Here is a 19852-nt window from a genome sequence, read left to right on the forward strand (position 1 = left end):
GGCGAAAGGATTAGGCGACCTGCGTCGCCGAGCGCCCGAACAGGCCGATGCTCTCGTCTCGCGACATGGGCCGGCCGAAATAATAGCCCTGAATCTTCGAGCATCCCAGCGCCCGGATGATGTCATATTCCCCTTCGGTTTCTACACCCTCGGCGGTGGTCTCCAGCCCAAGGCTGGTGGCCATGGCCACCACCGCGTTGATGATGGCGAGGCTCTCACGCTGGCCGCGAGCGGCGCCGTGAATGAAGCTTTGATCGACCTTGATGGTGTCGAACCGTGCACGGGAAAGGTAGCCGAGCGACGAGTAGCCCGTCCCGAAATCGTCCAGCGAAAGCCGGATGCCCATTTTCGCCAACCGATCGAGCGCCTGCGACGCGCCCGTCTCCTCCTGCATGAATACGCTCTCGGTCACCTCCAGCTCCAACCGGCTGGCGGGAAGCCCGGACTGCGCCAGAGCTGCGCTGATCTGTGGGACGATCTCGGGATCGCATAGTTGCTGGGCCGACACATTGACCGAGAGGCTCACCGCGTCGGGCCAGTGACAGGCTGTCTTGCACGCCGTCTCCAGCACCCAAGCCCCGAGGCGGGAGATGAGCCTTGTATCTTCGGCGATAGGAATGAAGCGGCTGGGCGGAATCGGACCAAGCTGGGGGTGCGTCCACCGGCAGAGCGCTTCGAAGCCGATGACATGGCGGGACCGCGCGTTGACGATGGGCTGGTAGACCAAGTGAAATTCGCCGGCCTCGATTGCGTTGCGCAACGCCAGTTCGAGATTGCGACGCTCCTCTGCATCGGCGTGCATCGATGCCGTAAAGCGCAGATGCTTGCCGCGCCCGGCCTCCTTGGCGCGATACATGGCCAGATCGGCGCTGCGCATCAGCATATCCGCATCCGTGCCGTCCTGCGGTGCCATGGCCGAGCCGATGCTGGCGCCGATGAACAGCGTCTGCCCATCGAGCACATAGGGTCTGGACACGACCTCGATGATCGCGCTCGCCAGCCGGTCGACATAGATGGGGTCGGCCACCTCACGGACGACCACCGCGAACTCATCGCCGCCGAGCCGTCCGCAAACTTCGTTGAGCGAGCAGACGCCGCGCAAACGTTCGGCAACTTGGGCCAGAAGCTGGTCGCCGACGTGGTGACCCAACGTGTCGTTCACCGATTTGAACCGATCGAGATCGATCATCATGAAGGCACACCGCGTCTGCCACGTCTGCGTGTCTTCGACGGATTTAGCCAGTTCCTCGCCCAGATTGAGGCGGTTGGGAAGATTGGTGAGCGTATCCAGCCGGGCAAGCTGCGAAATGCGCTCGTTCGTCTCCTTCTGCACCGTGATGTCTGAGCCGACCCCGCGAAAGCCCAGGAAATTGCCGGCCTCATCCAGCCGGGGAGATGCGGACAATGACCACCAGCGTCGCGCACCATCGACTATGCCGGACAGGCACAGGTCGGAAAAGGACACGCGGTCCTTGAGCTTCTCCGCCAGCACATGAAGGGCCGGGTCGAAGTCCCCATTCGTCCAGGTCGATCCCGCCAGCACCTGAAGGATGGACTGGCCGTCCACCTCTTCCACCGTCTTGCCGAGCATCCGCGCAAAGGCCGGGGAAACCCCGGTCAGACGCCGGGCGGGGTCGGTCTGCCACAGCACATCGGCCCCGTCGCGATCATGCTCGCGCAGCAGGAGACTGACGACCTCCCGCTTTTCGGCCAGCGCCTTGCTGGTCGAGACCTGCACGCCGAACTGGTGCGCCTGCCAGAGGCTTGTCGCCAAAGCGAGCAGAGCATAGATCGCCACTACGCCCGCCAGAAAGGGATCGGCATGGCGGAGCATCATCCAGACGGTGCCCGTGCCGATCGAGAGGATGAAGCCACTGGCGGACAAGGGAGTCGACTGGAACGAAATGGCCACCGACGCCATCAGGCAGCAGGCGATGGTCCAGAATGTGACCACTTCTTCCGGCCTGGCCTCACCGGTGAAGAGCACCATTGCGGCGACCCATATGGCGCCCTGCAGCCAGCAGATCGCGCCATGTCGCAACAATGCGGCCCGCGTCGCATCGGCATAATCCGACGCCACATTGACCCGGCGTAACCGCAGCAACTGCGCTTGTGAAATACCGAGCACCAACATCCAGACAACGAACATCCAGATATTGATATGGTTGTAAAACCGCGCGCCCACGAGCATGGCAGAGATGGCCGTGATCGTGGTGAAGAGCCCCAGCATCCGGTCTGCGGAGCGCATCTGGCTCCCGCATACAAGGCGCCCCTGCGCCCCGGGAAGCGGGCGGAATCCGCACAACAAGCCGAGCGAAACGACTTCCGTGGCGGGCGCTGCGCGCTGGTCTGGGACGGTTGAACGCTTGGTCACGGCGCGGTCATATCGCGCGCAGGTTATCAACCCGTAAGCAAGCGCTCGCAGTCTTTTACCGCGTCAACCGCCCCGATCAGGCCGCGATGTCATAGGGCACGATTTCCCCGGTCAAATACAGGGTCCGCGCCTTCGAGCGGCTGAGTTTGCCCGAGCTGGTGCGCGGCAGCGAGCGCGGCGGTACCAGTTCAACCACGCAGTTCATGCCGGTGATCGAACGGACGCGCTCGCGAATCTCTTCCCGCAGCCGTGCGCGCTCGACATTGTCGGAGACGCGGCAATGCACGAGGACGGCGGGTGCTTCCTCGCCTCCAGCGGTGGTGATGGCGAAGGCGGCAATGTCCCCCTGCTTGAAGCCCGGAAGCTGCTCCACCGCCCACTCGATATCCTGCGGCCAGTGATTCTTGCCGTTGATGATGATCATGTCCTTGGCGCGGCCGACAATGTACAGATAGCCATCCGAGAGATAGCCCATGTCGCCAGTGTCCAGCCAGCCGTCGGCCATGCAGGCCTCGGTCGATTCCTGATCGCGGAAATAGCCGACCATGAGCGAGGGACCGGTCGTCCACACCTTGCCGATGGTCCGCTCAGGCAGCGGGCCGCCGAATTCGTCGCGGATTTCGACAGTCATGCCCATCACGGGCTTGCCGCAATTGACGATCGCGCGGAAGCGCTGCGGGCGATCCTCCACGGCATGGCCGCCGGACAGTTCGGTTTCCTCGACCAGCTCCACCATGATGCCTTCACCCGGCGGCATGATGGTCACGGCCAGCGTCGCTTCAGCCAGGCCATAGCTCGGCAGGAAGGCCTTGGGCGAGAAGCCGGCTTCCGCAAAGGCATCGACAAACTGCTGCATCACATCCGGGCGGATCATGTCCGCGCCGTTACCGGCCAAGCGCCAGCGGGACAGGTCGAAGCGTTCGGATGCCCGCGTCTGGCTGGACATGCGACGGGCGCAAATATCGTACCCGAAAGTAGGCGAGTAGCTGATCGCGGTGCCCTGATGGCGCGAGATCATATCCAGCCACGCCAGCGGGCGGCGCGCGAAATCCTCGGTCTTGAGGTAATCGGTCGAGACCTGATTGGCGACGACCGACAGGAAGCAGCCGACGAGGCCCATGTCATGATACCAGGGCAGCCAGCTGATGCAGCGGTCGCTCGCGATCAGTTCCATGCCGTGGCTATGGGCGGCGAGATTGCTGAGCAGTGCCTTGTGCGTCACCGCCACGCCATGCGGAAACCGCGTCGATCCGCTGGAATATTGCAGATAGCAGATGTCATCCGGACCCGCTTGCGGCAGCGCACAGGCCGCGACCGGTGCCGCGAGAAAGTCATCGAAACTGAGCGGTTCCACGCCCTTGCGGCGCGCGGCCTCACCGGCCATCTCGCTCAGCTCGGCGGGGAAGAGCAGCATGATCGGGTCGCAGCTGTCGAGCTGGACGCACAGCTGGTCGATATAGCTTTCCTTGCCGCCGAAGCTGGTGGGCAACGGTAGCGGCACAGGCCAGGCACCGGCATAGACAATGCCGAAGAACAATTGGGCGAACTCGGGGCCGGTCTCGGCGATCAGGGCGATCCGCTGCTGGGGCTGAACGCCCCGCGCAATCAACCGATAGGCGCAGGCCAGTGCATCGCCGCGCATCTCCGAAAAGGGATAAGGACGCGCAAGATTGCCGCGGGCATCGTGAAAGTTAACTCCACGAACACCCTGCGCCGCATAATCAAGCGCGGCACCCAAAGTATCGAAATCGGCAAAGCGCCGCTCAAGCCGATCTTCCGTCGGTGTTGGCTGCATCTTAAATGACCCTTCTTTTTCCGCCAGATATCATCCCCTTAAGTCAAGGCATGGCGGCTGTTCTCTTGCGTCTACGCCTGGCTGGCTTGCGCTTGTCTGAACCGAAAAGCCGCATTCTATGCCTGGCCCTACCCCGTTCTTGCGCGAGTTAGGCGCGTTTACTTTAAGACAGGGAGTGTGGCACAAAAATGGCGCATGACGCCGCGCCCGCAAAAATCGCCGCCAAAACCGCTTGTGGAAGCGAGCCTTGAGGCGCTGGCTATCCACTATGTCGGGCGCTTCGCCACCAGCCGGGGCCGGCTCGCCGCCTATCTTGCGCGCAAGCTGCGCGAGCGTGGCTGGGCCGGCGATTCCCCGCCCCCGACCGAGCGGATCACGCAAAAGCTGGTCGATCTCGGCTATGTGGACGACCGGGCCTATGCCGAGATGAAATCCGGGGCGATGCAGCGGCGGGGCCTCGGGCAACGCCGCATCGCGCAGACGCTGCGGCAGGACGACATCGACGAGACGACATCCGAGCAGGCCGCCCCCGACGCTGCCGCGCAATGGGATGCGGCCGAGCGCCTCGCCCGCCGCAAGCGAATCGGGCCGTTCGCGGCCGAGCCCGCCGACCGGCCGATGCGGGAAAAGCAGATCGCGACCTTTTTGCGGGCCGGCCACAGCATGCAGACCGCCCGCGACTGGATCGAAAGCGCGCCGGGCGAGTTGCCCGAGCGACCAGAGACCCTGTCAGCAGAGGATTGGGAATGACGAAGAGGCGGCGGATCGGGCGTGGTCTGAACATCGGCGCGCTGGCGACAGCGCTCGCGCTGGCCGCCTGCCATGCGGCGCCGGAGGACAGCGCTAACACCTCAGCGGTTGCCAATAGCGCGGCCCTGCCCGCTGGCAGCACCGAAGTTCGCATTCACACGTCCAGCGGCCAGACCCATCGCTTCGTCGCGGAACTGGCGGTGGACAAGGAGGCCCAGCAGCACGGCCTGATGGGCCGCGAGACGCTGGCCGACGATGCCGGCATGATCTTTCCGTTCGCCTATCCTAACATGGCATCCTTCTGGATGAAGGACACGCGCGTTCCGCTGGACCTGTTGTTCATCCGCACCGACGGCACGATTGCCGACATCCTGCAGGGCGAGCCGAACAGCCTGCGCCCGCTCGCGGCCAATGAGCCGGTGACGGCGGTGCTGGAAATCCGGCAGGGACGTGCAGAGGCGCTCGGCATCGCCAAGGGTGACCGGATCGAATGGGGCGATTGCGCCACGGATGCAGGCGCCGGTGCAGGTCGCGCGCCCGTGTGGCGAGCGGATCGCTTCTGCCCCTCGTCGCAGCGCTGAGCGCACTTCATTCGATTCCACGTTGCCAATCCCCCGTGAGTGCGGCTAAGCGCTCTGGCCATGGGACTGCTCGGCAAGATCTTCACCTGGTGGGACGGCGCCACCATCGGCACCTCGCTGTTCACTTCGCGCAAAGGCACGAAAGTGGGCGAGGACCATCAGGGCAATGTCTATTATGAAGGCGGCACGGACCCCAACGGCCTCACGCGCCGCTGGGTGATCTACAAGGGCGCCAATGATGCCAGCCGCGTGCCTGCAGAATGGCATGGCTGGCTGCATCACAGCATCGACGGCACGCCTGAGAGCCATTTGCCGCCGCCCCGCATCTGGGAAACCGAATTCACGCCCAACCAGACCGGCACGCCGCAGGCCCATCTGCCGTCCGGCGCCATAGCTGCCGGCGGTCGCCGCCAGATGGCGACGGGCGATTACGAAGCCTGGACTCCGAATACGTGACGATTCTCCGGTCCGCGCGGCCGGGCCGATGGTTGCTCGCGCTCGGCATCATTGGACCGCTGACGGCCTGCGGAGACCCCGAGGCAGCCCGCAATGTCGCGGTCGTGCCGGAAGAACGCACGCAGGACGAGCGCCCCGTGAAGGTCGAGACCGGCTTGCCCGGAACGCCGATGGCAGAGCGCGTCGCGGAGATCGGCCTGCTCAACAAGCGCAACGGGATCACCCAGAAATTCACGATGAAGCCGGGCGTGGCGTTGCGCTCGGGCAATGCCATCATCCGCCTGCGCGCTTGCGAAACCACCGCGCCGTGGGAAATGGACAAGGAAACCGGCGCATTCGTGCAGCTCGACGTGCTGGAAAGCCGCGACAATAAATGGCACCGCACCTTCTCCGGCTGGCTGTTCAAGGAACGGCCCGACCGTAATGTGGTGCTGCATCCGATCTACGACGTCTGGGTGATCAGCTGCGCGATGAGCTGGCCGGAGACCGGGCCGGATACGGTGCGCGTGGCGGATCGCAGCGCACGTTCGGCCGGCGCATCCGGCAACGAATCGAGCGCATCGAACGCGGCAGAAGCCCCCGCAGCGCCGTCCGCGCCTGCCGACAGCGCATCGCCGAGCAATCCCGAATAGGTCTGCGCGTCGATCTCCACCGCGCCCAGAGAGGCAAGGTGCGGGGTCATGAACTGACAATCGAGCAGTGTGAATCCGCCGACCCGCAACCGGGCGACCAGCCAGGCCATCGCCACCTTTGAGGCATCGCGCCGGCGGCTGAACATGCTCTCCCCGAAGAACCCCCGCCCCAACGCCAGACCGTAGAGCCCGCCGACGAGATGGCGCTCCCCATCCTCGTAGCTCCACACTTCCACGCTGTGCGCCAGCTTGCCGTGGTGCAGGCGCACAAAGGCTTCCTCAATGTCCCGATTGATCCACGTCGTCGGGCGATCTGTGGCGCTCTGCGCGCACAGAGCGATGACCTGCTCGAACGCGGTATCCGCCGTGACCTCGAACCGGTCGGCGCGCACGGTCTTGCGCAGGGATTTGGAGAGATGAAACGCATCGAGCGGCAGGATTGCCCGCCGCTCAGGCTCCACCCAGAAGACCGAATTGGCGGCACGGTCGTCGGCCATAGGGAACAGCCCGACCGCATAAGCGCGCAACAGGATCGGTAAATCGATCGCCATTCCCGGCCTTTAGCATCCCCACCGGCCTTTGTCGCGCCCGTCCCTTGGTGCAAAAAGCGCTGGCAGGCCCCACGGGGAGGCGATAGCGATCCGGCATAGTCTGGAGAGGAGCAAGCCTGTGGCAATTTTCGTGCTGGTTCATGGCGCCTGGGGCGGCAGCTGGGGTTATGGCCCCCTTGCCCGCGAACTGCGGTCCGCCGGCCATGAGGTGTATGTCCCCTCGCTGACCGGCCTTGGGGAGCGTGCTCATCTGGCTCATGGCGGCCTTAGGCTCAGCGATCATATCGCCGATGTGGTCGGCCTCATCGATTGCGAGGGCCTGCGCGACATCATCCTCGTCGGTCATAGCTATGGCGGCATGGTCATCTCCGGCGTCGCGGCCCTGCGCGGCACCCGCATCCGCAGCCTCATCTATCTCGACGCCTTCCTGCCGAAGGATGGCGAAATGCTCTGGGACATCGTCGATGACGGGACGCGGGCGATGTATATCGAGAATCAGCGGCAGTCGCCGGGCCTCGTCCAGCCGATCTTCCCGATTCCGCCGGGCCGGGCCGGGCGCGTCTCCGGCCACCCGCTCCTCACCCTGCTCGAACCGGTCAAACTGGGTGGCGAGGAGGACGCGGTCGCCCGGCGGACTTACGTCTTTGCGTCGGCCAGCCCGCTCGGCTCTTTCGCGCCGTTCCGCGCGCGCTGCACCGCAGACCCGGCCTGGGACGTCCACGAACTCCCCACCAGCCATATGATGTGGGACGATGATCTCCCGGGCATTACCCGCATCCTCCTCGATGACGCAGCGAAGGACGAATGACGACAAGTTGCGGAAAGCGCCGTTGACCGCTTGCGCCCGCCTTCGGGTCGCGTTAAGGGCAGCGCCTTCACCGGCATAGGGGTGTAGCTCAGCTGGTAGAGCGTCGGTCTCCAAAACCGAATGTCGTAGGTTCGAATCCTATCGCCCCTGCCAAAACTTGCCCCGAGGCGCCCGAGCGCGTAGAGGCAAGGACGGTTGCGAAATGCAGGCGGCGGGCCGGCCGGAGAAAGCTCCGGGTGCGGTCCGCTTTCTTGTGTTTCAAAGAGTTCTGGTTTCATCTGAAAGAGCAGGCTGAGCGTGGCGAAAACCTCCCCCATCGAATTCGTGAACCAGGTCAAGGCCGAGTGGAACAAGGTCACCTGGCCGACCTCGCGCGAGACGGTGATGACCACGATCATGGTGGTGATCCTGACCACGGTGCTCGGACTTTTCTTCTTTGGCATCGACACGTTCTTTGGCTGGATCGTTCGCACGCTGCTGGGTTTGGCCGCGGGCCAGAGCTGATCGCCGCTCTCCCGACCAAGACGAATTGAGGAAACGATAAAATTATGGCGCGCTGGTACATCATCCACGCTTATTCGGGCTTCGAGAACAAGGTCCGCGAGTCCATCCTGTCCGAAGCCGAGCGCATGGGTCTGGCCCAGCTCATCGAGCAGGTCGAGGTGCCGACCGAGACCGTGACCGAAGTGAAGCGCGGCAAGAAGGTTCAGGTCGAGCGCAAGAACATGCCGGGCTATGTGCTCGCCAAGCTCAGCATGAACGATGATATCTACCACCTCATCAAGAACACCCCCAAGGTCACCGGCTTCCTCGGCAACTCCGGCAAGCCGCAGCCGATTAGCGAGGCGGAAGCCGCCCGCTTCTTCGGCGCGCGCGAGGAAGCAGCCGCCCAGCCGCGTCACAAGGTCAATGTCGATTACGAAATCGGCGACAGCGTGAAGGTGATGAGCGGCCCGTTCGCTAGCTTCATCGGCACCGTCGAGGAACTGGATTTCGAGAAGAGCCGCGTGAAGGTCTCGGTTTCGATCTTCGGCCGCGCGACGCCGGTGGAACTGGACTTCGAGGAAGTCGAGCTTTCCAAATAAGGCCTTCGACAGCCAATTTTTCGAGCCGCCGGTCCCTGATCGGCGGCTCTTTTCTTGTGTCGAACGCGGGAATGACGGGCAGGAAACGCCGAAAAGGCACAAACGCGCCGCGCCGGTCTCAGCCGTTCTTCCACCTCATCCAACCTGACCATCGCGCAGGGCGATTGCGTTGGCGCGGCGAATGATCCCTTGATTGCGCAAGCACCGCAACGGTGCGGCATCGGGAGGGAATGGTCGTGGCAGGGAGCAGGAGATCGTGGATCGCAGGCATCGCGCTGATAACGGCGCCGCTGCTCCTCGCGGGGCAGGACGCACGATCAGGCGGAATGCAGCTAGCCCATGTCACCAGCGAGCGGATGCGGGCGCCAGACGCACCGGCCAGCGCCGGCAGTTGGATGGCCTATGGGCGCAGCTATGACGAGCAGCGTTATTCGCCGCTCACCCAGATCAACGACAAGACCATCCAAAGGCTGGGACTGGCCTGGTACGATGATCTAAACACCTATCGCGGCGTGCAGGCGACGCCGCTGGTGGTCGATGGCGTGATCTACAACGCCTCCGCCTTCAACATCGTGACCGCCTATGATGGACGGACCGGCCGCAAGCTGTGGACCTATGATCCGCAGGTCGAGCGGCAGTGGGCGCGGCTGGCCTGTTGCGGCCCCTCGACCCGTGGCATTGCGGCGTGGAACGGCAAGATCTACGTCGCCGCGCTCGACGGCCGGCTGATCGCCGTGGATGCGCGGACAGGCAAGGAGGTCTGGACGGTGCAGACCTTCGACCGCGCGCATCCCTATTCCATCACCGGCGCGCCGCGCGTGTTCGACGGCAAGGTGGTGATCGGCCATGGCGGCGCGGACTATGGCGTGCGCGGTTTCGTCAGCGCCTGGGATGCGGAGACGGGTAAGCGGCTGTGGAAGTTCTACACCGTACCCGGCAACCCCGCCGATGGCCCCGACGGCGAAGCCTCGGACGCGGCGATGAAGATCGCGCTGCCGACCTGGCACGGGGAGTGGTGGAAATATGGCGGTGGCGGGACTGCGTGGGACAGCTTCGTCTACGATCCGGCGCTCAACCTCGTCTATATCGGCACCGGCAACGGATCGCCGATCAGCTGGCATTTCCGCAGCGCGGGCAAGGGGGACAATCTGTTCCTGTGCTCCATCGTGGCGGTGGATGCCGATACCGGCGCCTATCGCTGGCATTATCAGGCGGTGCCGGAAGAAGACTGGGACTTTACCTGCACCCAGCCGATGATGCTCGCGGACCTCAAGATCAAAGGCAAGACCCGCCCGGTCATCATGCAGGCGCCCAAGAACGGCTTTTTCTACGTGCTCGACCGCAAGACCGGGGAATTGCTCTCGGCCGAGAAATTCGTGCCGAGCAACTGGGCCAGCCATATCGACATGAAGACCGGGCGGCCGGTGCTGTATCCGGGCGTGCACCTGACGACGACGCCCCAGCGGATCACGCCGAGCCTGCTCGCCGCGCATAGCTGGCATCCCATGTCGTTCAGCCCGAAGACCGGGCTGGTCTATTTCCCGGCCATGGAACAGTCCATCGTCTATGCCCGGCAGCGGGACAAGGATTTCGCATTCGTGCCGTTCCGCAACAATGCCGGCTTCGATTATGCCGGCGCAACGCCGGAATGGGCCGCGCAACGCAAGGCCTTGCAGGCAGAGGCGGACGCCATGGAGAAAGGCTATCTGCTCGCCTGGAACCCGGTGACACAGACGGAAGCCTGGCGGGTGCCCTATTCGCTCCCGGGTTCGGGTGGCACGCTGGCAACGGCGGGCAATCTCGTCTTTCAGGGCACCATCGAGAAGACCTTCGCGGCGTATCGCGCCGACACGGGGCAGAAGCTCTGGGACATGAATGTCGACAATGTCGCCATCGGCGGGCCCGTCACTTACGCCATCGACGGCGTGCAATATGTGGCGGTGAATGTCGGCTGGGGCGGATCGATCGTCGCGGGGCTGAGCAAGATACCCGGCGGCTTCCGGGTGTCACCGGCGCGACTGCTGGTGTTCCGCCTGGATGCCAAAGGCGTGACGCTGCCGCCCCTACCGCCGCCGACGGCCCTGCCCCGCCCGCCCTTCCTCCGCGCCACCGAAGCGCAGGTGCGGCTGGGCGCGCAACTTTATGGCGAGACTTGCGCCCGCTGCCATGGCGAGAATGCGCGCGGTGGCCTCAAGGATCTGCGCTACATGACGCCCGATACCCGCGCGCACTTCCTCGATATCGTGCTGGAGGGCACCAAGGCCGATCTGGGCATGGCCAGCTTCAAGGGCGTGCTGGACAAGGCACAGGCGGAGGCGATCCACGCCTACCTCATCGCGCGCGGCAATGAGGACTGGCAGGACGATGCCGTGCGACAATGACGGGTCGCTGCGTGCGGCCTAGCCGCGCCGCTGGGCAAACCAGATGACGTGGCGCGGCCCCTTGCCGTTCTCCCGCGCCTTCACCGCCACCTCGTCGACGATGAACCCCGCGCTCTTCAGCCGGCGGGTGAAGGCTTCGTCAGAGCCGGCGGACCAGACGGCGAGAATGCCGCCCGGCTTGAGTGCCCGCATCGCCTGGGGGAGGCCGCGCGCGGAATAGAGCCGGTCATTGGCCGGCACGGTGAGGCCGTCGGGGCCGTTATCGACGTCGAGCAAGATGGCATCGTAGTGCCCCTGCCCGTCCTCGATCAGTTCCGCGACGTCGCTGTGAACGAGATCCACGCGCGGATCATCCAGGCAGCCGGCCGCCAATTCGGCCATCGGCCCCCGCGCCCATTCGATGATTTCCGGCACCAGCTCGGCCACCGTGACCTTCGCCTGGGCGTCGAGCGCGCCCAGCGCCGCGCGCAGCGTGAAGCCCATGCCATAGCCGCCGATCAGCAGGTGACGCCCCGCGCGGGAAGGCAGCCGCTCCAGCGTCATCAGCGCCAGCGCCTTTTCCGATCCGCTCATCCGGCTGTTCATCAGTTCGTTGCGGTCCAGCACGATCATGAAATCGTCGCCGCGCCGGAACAGGCGCAGATCCTCGCCGCCGGGCACCTTTGCCGTGCCGAGATGTTCGCGGGGCTTCATATCGTTCCTTTCAACCGAGCCGTCCCTCTGGCAGACCCGGAGGCATCGCGCAAACGGTCCCGGCACTGTATGCCTCCGCGCGACTCTCCCCCCAATCCAATCCCCGGAGCTTCATGCGTTACTTTCTCGATACCGAATATAATGGTTTTGGCGGCGCCCTGATCAGCCTGGCCCTGGTGCCCGAATATGGCGATCAGGAGCTGTATCTCTCGCTTCTGCCGCTTCCCGAACCGCTCCACCCTTGGGTCGAGCATAATGTGATCCCTTATCTGCGCCATGTGCCGACCGGGCTGGATTATGCCGTGGAGCGGGCCAATGCGTCCGAACTGGTCGCCACCTACCTCGCCGGCGACAATGAGCCGATGATCGTCGCAGACTGGCCCGAGGACATCGCGCATTTCGCAACGCTGCTGATGACAGGCCCCGGCGAGATGATCGATGTGCGCGGCCTCCGCTTCGAGCTGGTCAACGCCGCCGGGTTCAGCAGTGCGCGCAACAGCCAGGTGCCGCATAATGCGCTGCACGACGCCCGCGCCTTGCGTGGTTTCGTACTTTCGACCGATATCTGAACCGGGCGGCGCAGCAGGTATCGCTTGCCGCCGCCCGATAGATTGCTAACCATTAAAAGAATAGTTGCCTTACGAACGATTCGAGGCACAGCCGGAGAGGACAGCCAGCATGGCCAGCGCGCCCCGCTCGATCGATATCGCCACGTTCATCAACGAGCGGAAGCTCGGCCCGTTCAATTTCCGGCTGATCGTTCTCTCTTGGCTGATCACGGTGTTCGACGGGTTCGACATGATGTTGATCAGCTTCACCGCGCCTTGGATGCGCGATGAGTTGAGCCTCTCCACGCACCAGTTGGGCAACGTGTTTTCCGCCGGTCTGTTCGGCATGATGGTCGGCGGTTTTGCCTTCGCATACATTGGCGACAGGATCGGGCGGCGACAGACGATCATCGGCGCCGCCTTCGCATTCGGCATTTTGACGACCGCCACCGCGCTGGCGCAGAGCTATGAAGCCCTTCTCATCCTGCGCTTCCTCGATGGCTTTGCCATTGGTGGCATGCTGCCGCTCGCCTGGGCGCTCAACATCGAATATGTGCCCACCAAATACCGCTCGACCGTGGTGACGGTGATCATGGTCGGCTACAGCCTCGGCTCCTCGCTGGCCGGGCCGGTGACCGTGTGGCTTGCCCCCACCTATGGCTGGGAGGGCGTGTTCGTTTTCGGCGGCCTCGGTACAATCGTCTGCGCCTTTGCCCTGCTGTTCTGGTTGCCGGAATCGGTACGCTTCCTCGCCAGCAAGAACCTCAAGCCGGACCTCATCGCCAAGACGCTGAACAAGGTCGATCCCACGCTCGGCGCGACCGCGCAGGACCGCTTCGTGCTCAGCGACGAGAAGCAGGACACCAGCAACTTCACCGCCGCCAAGCTGTTCAAGGGCGACCTTAAATGGCTGACGCCGCTGCTCTGGCTGGCCTATATCGCCAGCACGCTGGCCGTCTATTTCAAGGCCAATTGGGGCCCGATCGTCTATGAGGATCTCAAATTCTCGCGGGAGACGGCAGCCTATGTCTCGTCCATCGGGGGCATTGCTGGCGCGGTGCTGGGCCTGCTGCTGATGCGCTTTACCGATGGCAAGGGGCCGCTCGCGGTCGCGGTCTATCCCGCCGTCGCCTTCCCGCTCCTGCTGCTGGTCGGCCTGGTGCCGATGGAACCGACGCTCTTCCTGATCGTCTCGGTCGCCGCAACCAGCTTCGTGGGCGGCGCGCATTTCGGTATTCTGTCGATTGCCGGCGTCTTCTATCCCTCCGCAATCCGGGCGAACGGCGCCGGCTGGGCAACATCCGTAGCCAAGATCGGCGGCATTGCAGGGCCGATCATCGGCGCGTTCGTGCTGGCGAGCGGCCTGCCGATCGTGCGCAGCTTTGCCATTCTGGCGCTGTGCCCTGCCGTTCTGGCACTGTGCGCGCTCGGCATCGGCATGATCGTGAAGCGCCGCAAAGCACCAGCAGACGTGCTCAACACGGCACAACCTGCGGCGGCCGAATGAGTGGCGGCGCAACGGACTGAAAGCCCCGCTTGATCGGCAAGCGGAAATGCTCGCTGGTCTTCTGGGTGAAGCCGCGCCAATAGCGCGCCTCTCTTCCAAGCCAGTGCGACGAAACCCATGACCACAGAGCGCCTCTTCAAACCGATCCTCGCCGGCGCCCGGCTGATGCCGCGCCTGCTGGCCGTGATCGGCGCGACGGCGGGGATCGGGCTGACGATCGTGCTCTGCCTGCAATTCCCGATCGCTTATGCTGATCTGCCGATCATCGTCGCGCCCATTGGCGCTTCGGCAGTGCTGGTCTTTGCCGTGCCGACCAGTCCGCTCGCCCAGCCCTGGTCGGTGGTGGGCGGTAACATCCTCTCGGCACTGGTGGGCGTGGCGGCGGCCCGCTGGATTCCGCCAATGGCGCTGGCCGCCGGGGTGGCTGTCGGCGGCGCGATCCTCGTGATGTCGCTCTGCCGCTGCCTACACCCGCCCGGCGGGGCGGCGGCGCTGACCGCCGTGATCGGCAGCCAGGGCATTCACGATGCCGGCTATGCCTTCGCCTTCGCGCCCGTTGGGCTCAATTCCATCGCGCTGGTGTCGCTTGCCATGTTCTTCCATCGCATGACCGGGCACAGCTACCCGCATCAGCCGGCTGCGCCCACAATCCATAGCGACCAAATGCGGGAGGCTTCAGGGCTGCACAGCGAGGATATCGACAAGGCGCTGGAGGATATGGACGAGAGTTTCGACATCAGCCGGGACGATCTCGCCCTGCTGCTCTCCCAGGCGGAGCTTCATGCGCTGGCGCGGCGTACTGCCGGGCAAAAGTGAATCGAGAAGACCGCTCTTTCCTTTTGTACCGGTCACCGCTATAGGCGCCGGCTTCCGGACGGTCTTGCAGGCCTGATGGAAGCCCATTGCGGGAGGACGACCCCTTAGGGTCAGCCGTTTGACCGCTAAGCTTGAACCGGGCGGCGCCATTGGCCCCGCCTTCTACAGAGTGAGTGTAATGGCCAAGAAAATCACGGGCTATATCAAGCTCCAGGTGCCCGCTGGAGCCGCCAACCCCTCGCCGCCGATCGGCCCTGCCCTGGGTCAGCGCGGCGTGAACATCATGGAATTCTGCAAGGCGTTCAACGCGGCGACCGAAAAGGAGCAGAAGGGTACGCCCCTGCCCACGATCATCACCGTCTACGCTGACCGCAGCTTCTCCTTCGTCACCAAGAAGCCGCCGGCAACCTATCTCATCAAGCAGGCCGTGAACCTCAAGTCCGGCTCCAAGGAGCCCGGCAAGGTCTCCGCCGGCAAGATCACGCGTGCCCAGCTCGCCGAGATCGCCGAAGCGAAGATGGTCGACCTCAATGCCAACGACATCGAGGCCGCGACGAAGATCATCGAAGGCAGCGCCCGCGCGATGGGCCTGACCGTGGTGGAGGGCTAAGAACATGGCAAAGCTGACCAAGAAGGCCAAGGCAATGGCCGCCGCAGTCGATGCGAACAAGCTGCACGGCGTCGATGAAGCCATCGCGCTCATCAAGAAGAACGCCACCGCCAAGTTCGACGAGACCGTCGAAGTCGCGATGAACCTGGGCGTCGACCCGCGTCACGCCGACCAGATGGTCCGTGGCGTCGTCACCCTGCCCGCCGGCACCGGCAAGGATGTGCGCGTTGCCGTCTTCGCCCGCGCCGACAAGGCTGATGCCGCCAAGGCAGCCGGCGCCGAGATCGTGGGTGCCGAGGATCTGCTCGAGCACATCCAGAACGGCAATTTTGACTTCGACCGCGTGATCGCGACGCCCGACATGATGGGCCTGGTCGGTCGCCTCGGTAAGGTGCTGGGTCCCAAGGGCCTGATGCCGAACCCGAAGCTCGGCACCGTCACGCCGAACGTCGCCGAAGCCGTGAAGGCTGCCAAGGGCGGCCAGATCGAGTTCCGCGTCGAGAAGGCCGGCATCATTCACGCCGGTCTCGGCAAGGCCAGCTTCACCGAAGCCGACCTGCGCAAGAACTTCGACGCCTTCGTCGATGCCATTGTGAAGGCCAAGCCCTCGGGCTCGAAGGGCAAGTATGTCCGCAAGATCGCTCTGTCGTCCTCGATGGGCCCGGGAGTGAAGGTGGACGTGGCTCAGGTCGCCTCGGCCTGATCTCACCCAATTCTAAAAACGCCCCGCCCGGTATCCACCGCGGCGGGGCTTTTTTATTGCCCGATGTTGTGATCTGAGTCGGCTGTCTGATTAGGCGTTTTTTCGTAAAGCGCCTGTTAACCCTGCGATGGCATTGCTTGGCGAGGCACGCGACGATAGAACTCAGATGAAAAACAGGGAAATTGGGGTGAAGAAGCGACATCCAACTGCTGGACAGGATGCCTATGACCGGGTGTCGAAACAGCTCAATCTGGCGGTTCGCCTGCTCGGCTTCTGGATCGCTCTTGTCAGCCTGTTCTTCCTCTTTCAGGCGCTCGATTATCGCGGGTTGATCGCGCGACTGGCCGAATGGCAGTTTCTTCATTTCGATCGTTACTGGCCCACCCTGACCTTCGTCGCGGTGACGGCATTGTTCTCCGCGCCGCTGATCGCTGCGGTGTGGCTGCTGCGTACGCGCCAACGCCGCACCGAATCCTTCGGCCCTGCCCGGCAGGACGATCTGCGCATCGTGAAGGGACGCCTCGCTCGCCTCCAGGGCTTTTTCGCCGGCGTTTGCGTCGGCAGTCTGCTTGCGGCAGTCATTGTGCTGATCCTGCGGCTGCAATTGCCATCCGATGAGGGCACCCCGCGCAGCATCGTCGTCGGCTCGCCCGACGCGATCGCGCCGGTGGAAGGCCGCGCCGTCATCACCGGCAGCATCGATCTGCGCGAGACGGCGCAGTTCAATGAGGATCTGCTGCTGGTCAAGCGCTCGCTCTATTTCGCACCGGTTCGCTCCGGGCCGGACGACCGCTCGCCGCTGCGCTATTTCGTCGAGGTGCGGCGCAACGATGTGCCGGAAGGCTATCATCCCATCACCTTCCCCAAGGATGAGGATCTGGTGCGCGTCTGGCGGTTCCGCCTCTCGCACCTCGTCTTCACCCCCTATCTCGACGGTGTTCTGCGGCGCGAGGCCCTGCCGGGCGAGATCGTCAACCTGTATCGCCATGCAGGCTATGACGTCGAGGACGATAATTTCGTACTGTTCAGCGGGCTCAACAAGCTGACCTGGCGCTACAACGTCCTTGCCGCCGAATTCGGGATTTCAGCCCTGATCTCCGGCCTTGCCGCCTTCATCTTCGGCCGCCGCCGCCGCCGGGTGAAGCAGCGGATGGAGGACGAGATCGAGGCCTCCCGCACGGCACAGGCGCCCGCCTGACCGCCCTTTCTTAATGCCGCGCTAACTCAATCTCGAAACCGCTTCTTGGGTGAGTCGGGGTGATAATGCGGCATGATCGGCATCCATCTCGAATTCGGTAGCATCATGGCGGCAATGGCATCCATTGCCGTCGCGCTGAGCAACCCGTTCACGGATCACCAGAACATCCAGAAGGAAGCCGCCGCAAACATCGCTGTGCCGGAGGCCGCAGTTCTGGATGCCTCGGCCATCCAACTGCCTGCCAACACCGTGCAGCGCCATGCCGACGGCCTCTTCTATGTCGAGGCGAAGGCCAATGGCCATTCGATCCGCTTCGTGGTGGATACCGGCGCGACGGTCGTCGTGCTCAATCGCGCCGACGCGGCCAAGCTCGGCCTGACTTATGAGAGCCTGCCCGGTCGCGCGCAGATGCGCACCGTCAACGGATCGTCCGCGATGCGCTGGGCGAAGATCGAGCGGATGGAAATGGCCGGCAAGCGCATCGAGCAGATCAGCGCCGCCGTGGTCGACGGCGCCCTGCCGGTTTCGCTGATGGGCCAGAACGCGTTGCAGCAGCTCGGCACCGTCACCCTGAGCGGCGACACCTTGACCATCCACTGAACCGGGCTTCCGTGCCAAACCGATCCCGCCTCGCAATCGGCAAAGAAAAGGCCAGCCCCCCCGGACTGGCCTTTTCAGCGGGAAACGCGTGTGAGGCCAGCCATCAGCTAGCGGCGAAGGTAACCTTCACCGGATTGCGGCGGCGCATCATCGTGCCGGCCAGACCGAAGCCCGCGATCATCAGCGCCCAGGTCGACGGCTCGGGAACCGAACCGAACACCGGCGGCACGAAATCGGGCAAAGGAATGGGAATGCCGGGGATGAACCCGCCGCCACCGCCCGTACCGCCTGTGGGCGGCGTGAAGGAGGCCATGGAGGGCTCCAGCGTCGGCTGCGTCACGATCAGCGGGCTGTTGAGGTTCGATACGAAATCGGCAGCTTCCGGCTCGGCGAAGAAGGCGGTCGGCGCGACCGGCGACTTGTTCGGCGTCGCGGTCGGCTTCTGCGCGAACGGGCTGCTGCCCTGGTTGCGCGAACGGCCAGGACCGCAATCGGCGCGATTGACCAGCTGGGTCAGGTCACCCTTGGAATTGACGAACTCAGGCGCGCAGCCATCGCGAAGATAGCCCATGATCGCGGAGCGCAGCGACGTCTCTTCCGGCGCGGGCACGGCGACGAACGCCGAGGCGAACTCGGGGATGGTGAACATCCGGCGCTCATTGTGCGGCGCGGCTGCGATCAAGGCGCTGGCCACCACGGCCAGACCGATCAAAGCCCGGTGCCGTTCAATTTCACGGCGCGCCCAACGGAGCGAGTCTGTCGATAAGCTTTCCATGAACCCGTGCTAAACCTGCGGCGGAAAGAATTAAAGCGCTTTAACCTTCTTTTCCCACGTCTTAACCACCTTTGCGCAGATGGCGGAAGGACGTTGCCAAAGGGTCACAAATTAGGCGTCTACCGCCCTCCCCGGCTCCCTCGCCGTGGCCGGAATTGGAAACGGCTTGCTTTTCACCGCCGCCCCGCCTATCGGGCCTTCGCTCACCGGGTCCGTCCCGGTGCACCGTCCGAGACAGCTGGTGATGGGATCTGCCCATCTTAATGTCCAGCCGAGACGGGGAAAAGTTCTTGCCGGACGGCGCTCCGCTTCGATGCGCAGCTCAATCCGGGTCTGTCCGCACTCTCGTGCTGGACCAGTCAACCCTTCCCCTCGGACTGCTTCGCCGCTTGCGGCCCCTCTCGGGTCGTGCGCGGCACATGTGTGAACGCGGCCGGGCCTTCCGGGCCTTGCCGCAGAGGAGAATGGCATGGATCGCAATGAAAAGACCGAGGTCGTTTCCGCGCTTCACGAATCTCTGAAGGAAATGGGCGTGGTCGTCGTGACCCGCAATCTGGGCCTTAGCGTGGCCCAGTCGACCCAGCTCCGTCAGAAGATGCGCGATGCGGGCGCGACCTACAAGGTAACGAAGAACCGCCTTGCCAAGATCGCCATCAAGGACACCGATTATGCCAGCATCGAAGAGATGCTGGTTGGACCGGTGGGCCTGGCGACGTCTTCCGATCCGGTTGCGGCTGCAAAGGTCGCGATCGATTTCGCCAAGACGAACGACAAGCTGGAGATCGTCGGCGGCGCCATGGGCACTACGCTCCTGGACGCCAATGGCATCAAGGCGCTGGCTTCGATGCCGTCGCTCGACCAGATGCGCGCAACGCTGATCGGCCTCATTCAGGCCCCGGCAACCAAGCTCGCAGTCGTCACCAAGGAACCGGCCGCGCAGCTCGCGCGCGTCTTCAACGCTTATGCCACCAAGGATGCTGCCTGATCTT

General features: G+C 64.1%; 20 protein-coding genes, 1 tRNA gene and 1 pseudogene. 17 read left to right on the forward strand and 5 right to left on the reverse strand.

All coding sequences use genetic code 11. The features are described 5' to 3' along the window. Window positions 1-10: 10 nt before the first annotated feature. Entirely contained in the window at window positions 11-2248 is a 2238-nt protein-coding gene (locus tag M2335_RS10155; RefSeq protein ID WP_264594609.1) for a putative bifunctional diguanylate cyclase/phosphodiesterase, read from the reverse strand. Window positions 2249-2450: 202 nt separating this feature from the next. Continuing rightward, window positions 2451-4169 carry a fatty acyl-AMP ligase gene (locus M2335_RS10160; protein ID WP_264594610.1) on the reverse strand — a complete coding sequence of 573 codons (1719 nt, stop codon included), beginning with the start codon at window positions 4167-4169 and terminating at the stop codon, window positions 2451-2453. Window positions 4170-4364: 195 nt separating this feature from the next. Here M2335_RS10160 and M2335_RS10165 point away from each other — a divergent pair, with 195 nt between their 5' ends. The 4 genes and pseudogenes from M2335_RS10165 to M2335_RS10180 form a co-directional block, all read left to right on the forward strand. Continuing rightward, on the forward strand, window positions 4365-4919 hold the full coding sequence (locus M2335_RS10165) for a regulatory protein RecX (protein WP_264594611.1): 555 nt from the start codon (window positions 4365-4367) through the stop codon (window positions 4917-4919). Continuing rightward, complete coding sequence (locus M2335_RS10170) at window positions 4916-5500, forward strand: DUF192 domain-containing protein (RefSeq protein WP_264594612.1); 585 nt, start codon at window positions 4916-4918, stop codon at window positions 5498-5500. Before M2335_RS10165 ends, M2335_RS10170 begins: the two co-directional genes overlap by 4 nt. 60 nt (window positions 5501-5560) lie before the next feature. Continuing rightward, on the forward strand, window positions 5561-5956 hold the full coding sequence (locus tag M2335_RS10175; protein ID WP_181559488.1) for an NADH:ubiquinone oxidoreductase subunit NDUFA12: 396 nt from the start codon (window positions 5561-5563) through the stop codon (window positions 5954-5956). A 236-nt stretch (window positions 5957-6192) separates the two neighbouring features. Continuing rightward, window positions 6193-6363, forward strand: a pseudogene (locus tag M2335_RS10180) (DUF2155 domain-containing protein); the annotation flags it as partial. A 35-nt stretch (window positions 6364-6398) separates the two neighbouring features. Here the strand turns inward: M2335_RS10180 and aat are convergent. Further along, complete coding sequence (gene aat, locus M2335_RS10185) at window positions 6399-7139, reverse strand: leucyl/phenylalanyl-tRNA--protein transferase (RefSeq protein WP_264594613.1); 741 nt, start codon at window positions 7137-7139, stop codon at window positions 6399-6401. Window positions 7140-7257: 118 nt separating this feature from the next. On the opposite strand from aat, the gene M2335_RS10190 reads away from it, so the two are divergent. From M2335_RS10190 to M2335_RS10210, 5 genes are all read left to right on the forward strand, one after another. Next, window positions 7258-7947, forward strand: a complete 690-nt coding sequence (locus M2335_RS10190; RefSeq protein WP_264594614.1) for an alpha/beta fold hydrolase — start codon at window positions 7258-7260, stop codon at window positions 7945-7947. 77 nt (window positions 7948-8024) lie between these two features. Further along, window positions 8025-8100 (forward strand) — tRNA-Trp (locus tag M2335_RS10195). Between the two features lie 144 nt (window positions 8101-8244). Continuing rightward, window positions 8245-8451, forward strand: coding sequence for a preprotein translocase subunit SecE (gene secE, locus M2335_RS10200; protein WP_181559485.1), 207 nt, complete (start codon window positions 8245-8247; stop codon window positions 8449-8451). A 44-nt stretch (window positions 8452-8495) separates the two neighbouring features. After that, complete coding sequence (nusG, locus tag M2335_RS10205; protein WP_181559484.1) at window positions 8496-9032, forward strand: transcription termination/antitermination protein NusG; 537 nt, start codon at window positions 8496-8498, stop codon at window positions 9030-9032. A gap of 326 nt (window positions 9033-9358) precedes the next feature. Then, window positions 9359-11413 carry a PQQ-dependent dehydrogenase, methanol/ethanol family gene (locus M2335_RS10210; protein ID WP_264594615.1) on the forward strand — a complete coding sequence of 685 codons (2055 nt, stop codon included), beginning with the start codon at window positions 9359-9361 and terminating at the stop codon, window positions 11411-11413. 18 nt (window positions 11414-11431) lie between these two features. On the opposite strand, the gene M2335_RS10215 is transcribed toward M2335_RS10210, so the two are convergent. Next, window positions 11432-12106: a spermidine synthase gene (locus M2335_RS10215; protein ID WP_264594616.1), complete on the reverse strand. Its 675-nt coding sequence runs from the start codon at window positions 12104-12106 to the stop codon at window positions 11432-11434. A gap of 113 nt (window positions 12107-12219) precedes the next feature. Between M2335_RS10215 and M2335_RS10220 the strand changes: the two genes are divergently transcribed. The 7 genes from M2335_RS10220 to M2335_RS10250 all read left to right on the forward strand — a co-directional run bounded on the left by M2335_RS10220 (window position 12220) and on the right by M2335_RS10250 (window position 18088). Then, window positions 12220-12675, forward strand: a complete 456-nt coding sequence (locus M2335_RS10220) for a hypothetical protein (protein ID WP_181559481.1) — start codon at window positions 12220-12222, stop codon at window positions 12673-12675. Window positions 12676-12784: 109 nt separating this feature from the next. After that, entirely contained in the window at window positions 12785-14161 is a 1377-nt protein-coding gene (locus M2335_RS10225) for an MFS transporter (protein ID WP_264594617.1), read from the forward strand. Window positions 14162-14278: 117 nt separating this feature from the next. Then, window positions 14279-14977 (forward strand): HPP family protein, encoded by a 699-nt coding sequence (locus M2335_RS10230; RefSeq protein WP_264594618.1) that lies wholly within the window; start codon window positions 14279-14281, stop codon window positions 14975-14977. A 178-nt stretch (window positions 14978-15155) separates the two neighbouring features. Further along, the gene (rplK, locus tag M2335_RS10235) at window positions 15156-15587 is read left to right on the forward strand and encodes a 50S ribosomal protein L11 (RefSeq protein WP_181559478.1); all 432 of its coding nucleotides are present in this window, start codon (window positions 15156-15158) and stop codon (window positions 15585-15587) included. A 4-nt stretch (window positions 15588-15591) separates the two neighbouring features. Continuing rightward, window positions 15592-16290 (forward strand): 50S ribosomal protein L1, encoded by a 699-nt coding sequence (rplA, locus tag M2335_RS10240; protein WP_181559477.1) that lies wholly within the window; start codon window positions 15592-15594, stop codon window positions 16288-16290. A 187-nt stretch (window positions 16291-16477) separates the two neighbouring features. Beyond that, window positions 16478-17488: a hypothetical protein gene (locus M2335_RS10245; RefSeq protein ID WP_264594619.1), complete on the forward strand. Its 1011-nt coding sequence runs from the start codon at window positions 16478-16480 to the stop codon at window positions 17486-17488. A gap of 72 nt (window positions 17489-17560) precedes the next feature. After that, window positions 17561-18088, forward strand: a complete 528-nt coding sequence (locus M2335_RS10250) for a TIGR02281 family clan AA aspartic protease (protein ID WP_181559475.1) — start codon at window positions 17561-17563, stop codon at window positions 18086-18088. A gap of 103 nt (window positions 18089-18191) precedes the next feature. Here M2335_RS10250 and M2335_RS10255 read toward each other — a convergent pair whose 3' ends face one another. Beyond that, window positions 18192-18800: a PEPxxWA-CTERM sorting domain-containing protein gene (locus M2335_RS10255; RefSeq protein ID WP_264570133.1), complete on the reverse strand. Its 609-nt coding sequence runs from the start codon at window positions 18798-18800 to the stop codon at window positions 18192-18194. Between the two features lie 532 nt (window positions 18801-19332). Here M2335_RS10255 and rplJ point away from each other — a divergent pair. Next, on the forward strand, window positions 19333-19848 hold the full coding sequence (rplJ, locus tag M2335_RS10260) for a 50S ribosomal protein L10 (protein WP_181559473.1): 516 nt from the start codon (window positions 19333-19335) through the stop codon (window positions 19846-19848). The last annotated feature ends 4 nt before the right edge of the window (window positions 19849-19852 follow it).

It is taken from the genome of Sphingobium sp. B12D2B, assembly GCF_025961775.1.
Taxonomy (GTDB): Bacteria; Pseudomonadota; Alphaproteobacteria; order Sphingomonadales; family Sphingomonadaceae; genus Sphingobium.